At 71.9% G+C, this 2,817-nt stretch carries 4 protein-coding genes; 3 read left to right on the top strand and 1 reads right to left on the bottom strand.

What is annotated here, in order from left to right:
* Window positions 1-418 (bottom strand): sulfite exporter TauE/SafE family protein (locus ACIKT0_RS16450; protein WP_407106461.1); only part of this gene is annotated, 418 nt, incomplete at its 3' end.
* Window positions 419-550: 132 nt separating this feature from the next.
* Here ACIKT0_RS16450 and ACIKT0_RS16445 point away from each other — a divergent pair.
* The 3 genes from ACIKT0_RS16445 to ruvA form a co-directional block, all read left to right on the top strand.
* Window positions 551-1,798 (top strand): Hsp70 family protein, encoded by a 1,248-nt coding sequence (locus tag ACIKT0_RS16445; RefSeq protein WP_407106460.1) that lies wholly within the window; start codon window positions 551-553, stop codon window positions 1,796-1,798.
* Window positions 1,799-1,853: 55 nt separating this feature from the next.
* Window positions 1,854-2,372: a crossover junction endodeoxyribonuclease RuvC gene (gene ruvC, locus ACIKT0_RS16440; protein ID WP_407106459.1), complete on the top strand. Its 519-nt coding sequence runs from the start codon at window positions 1,854-1,856 to the stop codon at window positions 2,370-2,372.
* A partial coding sequence (ruvA, locus tag ACIKT0_RS16435; protein ID WP_407106458.1) for a Holliday junction branch migration protein RuvA occupies window positions 2,369-2,817 on the top strand: 449 nt, incomplete at its 3' end. The genes ruvC and ruvA, both read left to right, overlap by 4 nt.

The raw sequence follows: 2,817 nt of genomic DNA, 5'->3' as shown, positions 1-2,817 counted from the left end.
TGATCGTCTGGTCGAGCGGGGTCGACACCGCGAACAGGATCGCGATCGGCACGAAGAACACGATCGAGCGGAACGGCGTCCGATACTTCGGATGCACCCCGCCGAACCATACCGGCAAAGCGATCGCCCAGCGCAACGTCACGGGATCGACCGCCACCAGCGCATAGACGCCGAGCGGCGTGAAGGCCGCCGTGGCCAGCGCCATCGGGGCGACCTCCGCCCAGTGGCAGCGCCCGAAGGCGCGCAGCGCCATCGGAGCCATCAGGGCAGCGTCGATCAGGCAGAACGTCGGCGTCGCCCGCGCCGGGTCGTAGAGCGCCGAGATCAGCGGCACGAAGATCAGCGCGCTGCCGAAGCCCGAGAAGCCGCGGACGACGCCGGAAAGCAGCGCGATGGCGATGGCGAGGGCGAGCGTCATGGGGAGGCCGGCGGAGGGGCGTCCATCTAGCACCGGCTCGCGCACGCCGACGACCCGTCCTTTAGCCGGCGGCGCCGCGGCGCGGCGCTTCGTCCAATCGCAATCGGGGGAATCCTGCGCGACACGGGCGCCATGACAGCCTGCGGACTCGACTTCGGCACTTCCAACACCACGCTCGGCCTCCACGAGGCGGGCCGGCCCGCGCTCGTCCGGCTGGAGGGCGAGGAGACCACCATACCGAGCGCGATCTTCTTCGCCCCCACCACGGAGGCGAAGGTCGGGCGCGCGGCGATGAGCGCCTATCTGGACGGCGAGCCCGGCCGGCTGATGCGCAGCCTCAAATCCGTGCTCGGCACGGGGCTGATCGACGAGGCGACGCAGGTCGGCCGCGAACGCGTCAAGTTCCGCGAGGTCATCGCCCGCTACCTGGCCATCGTGAAGCGCCGCGCCGAGGCGGCGGCGGGCCGCCCGCTCGACGCCGTGGTCCACGGCCGCCCGGTGCATTTCGTCGACGGCGACCAGGAGGGCGACGCGCGGGCCGAGGAGACGCTGCGCGAGATCGCGCTGTCGCTCGGCTTCCGGGAGGTGTCGTTCCAGTACGAGCCGGTCGCGGCCGCGCTCGACTATGAGCGCGGCGTGGCGGGCGAAGAGCTTGCGCTGATCGCCGACATCGGCGGCGGCACCTCGGACTTCTCGGTGATCCGCCTCGGGCCGGACCGCCACGCCCGCGAGGACCGCGCCGCCGACATCCTGGCCAATGAGGGCGTGCGGGTCGGCGGCGTCGATTTCGACCGGCGACTGAGCCTCGGGGCGGTGATGCCGCTGCTCGGCTACGGCTCGCCGATGAAGCGCGCCGAGCTCGAGGTGCCCTCGACCTATTTCCACGAGCTCGCCACCTGGTCGAGCATCAACAAGCTCTACGACGGACGCGCCGTCCGGCAGATCAGGGAGGTGCGACGCGAGGCGGCGCGGCCCGAACTGCTCGACAGGCTGATCCGGGTCATCGACGACGAGCGCGGCCACGGGCTCGCGGCCGAGGTCGAGAGCGCCAAGATCCGGCTCTCGGAGCAGGATGAGGCCACCCTGCCGCTGGGCTGGGTGGAGAGCGGCCTCGAGGCGGGCATCCGCCGCGACGCCTTCGAGCGGCACACTCATGCGCTCGCCGAGAAGATCCGGGAGCGCATCGCGCGCTGCCTGATCGCCGCCGGGATCGCGGCCGTCCGCATCGACGCGGTGTTCCTGACCGGCGGCTCGACCCGCATTCCGCATGTTCGTCAGGCGATCCTCGGCGCGGTTCCGGCCGCGCGCGCGATCGAGGGCGACACCTTCGGCGCTGTGGGCGCCGGGCTGACCATCGAGGCCGCCCGCCGCTACGGGTGAGGGCGGCTCCGTTCCGCTTGTGTTCCGTCAACCTCTGCGCGGCTATGCTCGCCCCATGAGCCTCGCCCCGATTCGCATCCTCGGCATCGACCCCGGACTCCGCCGCACCGGCTGGGGGGTGATCGGCGTCGAGGGCTCGCGCCTGTCCTTCGTGGCCGCGGGCGTGGTCAAGCCGGACGACGCGATCGACCTCGCCCGCCGGCTCGCGCTGCTGCATGAGGGGCTGTCGGCGGTGATCGCCGCCCACGCGCCCCACGAGGCTGCGGTCGAGGAGACCTTCGTCAACGCCAACCCCGCCGCGACCCTCAAGCTCGGCCAGGCGCGCGGCGTCGCCATGCTGGTCCCGGCGCTGTGCGGCGTGCCGGTCGCCGAATATTCGCCGAACCTGATCAAGAAGACCGTGGTGGGGGCCGGCCACGCCGACAAGCGCCAGATCCAGGCGATGATCTCCATCCTGCTGCCCAAGGCGGTCGTCAGCGGGGCGGACGCCGCCGACGCGCTCGCCATCGCGATCTGTCATGCCCAGCACCGCGGCGCGGCCGCCCGCATCGTCGCCGCGAGGCTCTCGGCATGATCGGCAAGCTCACCGGCAAGGTCGATTCGGTCGGCCCGGACTGGGTGATCCTCGACGTCGGCGGCGTCGGCTATGTGGTGCACTGCTCGAGCCGCACACTGGGCCGGCTGCCCAAGGCGGGCGAGGTCGCCCGGCTGTCGATCGAGACCCATGTGCGCGAGGATCGCATCCAGCTGTTCGGCTTCATGGCCGATCTGGAGCGCGAATGGTTCCGGCTGCTCAACACCGTGCAGGGCGTCGGCACGAAGGTCGCGCTGGCGGTGCTGTCGACGCTCGAAGCCTCCGATCTCGCCACCGCGATCGCGCTGCAGGACAAGGCGGCGGTCTCCCGCGCGCCGGGCGTCGGCCCCAAGGTCGCGGTGCGGATCGTGACGGAGCTCAAGGACCGGGCGCCGCTGTTCGCCGACGTCGATCCGGGGCTCGCGCGCTTCGCGGGCGAGGTTGC

Origin of the sequence: Hansschlegelia beijingensis (genome assembly GCF_045505405.1) — a bacterium.
Lineage (GTDB): Bacteria > Pseudomonadota > Alphaproteobacteria > Rhizobiales > Methylopilaceae > Methylopila > Methylopila beijingensis_A.
This window is presented reverse-complemented; position numbering and strand designations above follow the sequence as displayed.

Bases quoted from the DNA above. Each gene is read 5' to 3' on its own strand.
- ACIKT0_RS16445 (WP_407106460.1), top strand. From the start codon at position 551: ATGACAGCCTGCGGACTCGACTTCGGCACTTCCAACACCACGCTCGGC.
- ruvC (WP_407106459.1), top strand. From the start codon at position 1,854: ATGAGCCTCGCCCCGATTCGCATCCTCGGCATCGACCCCGGACTCCGC.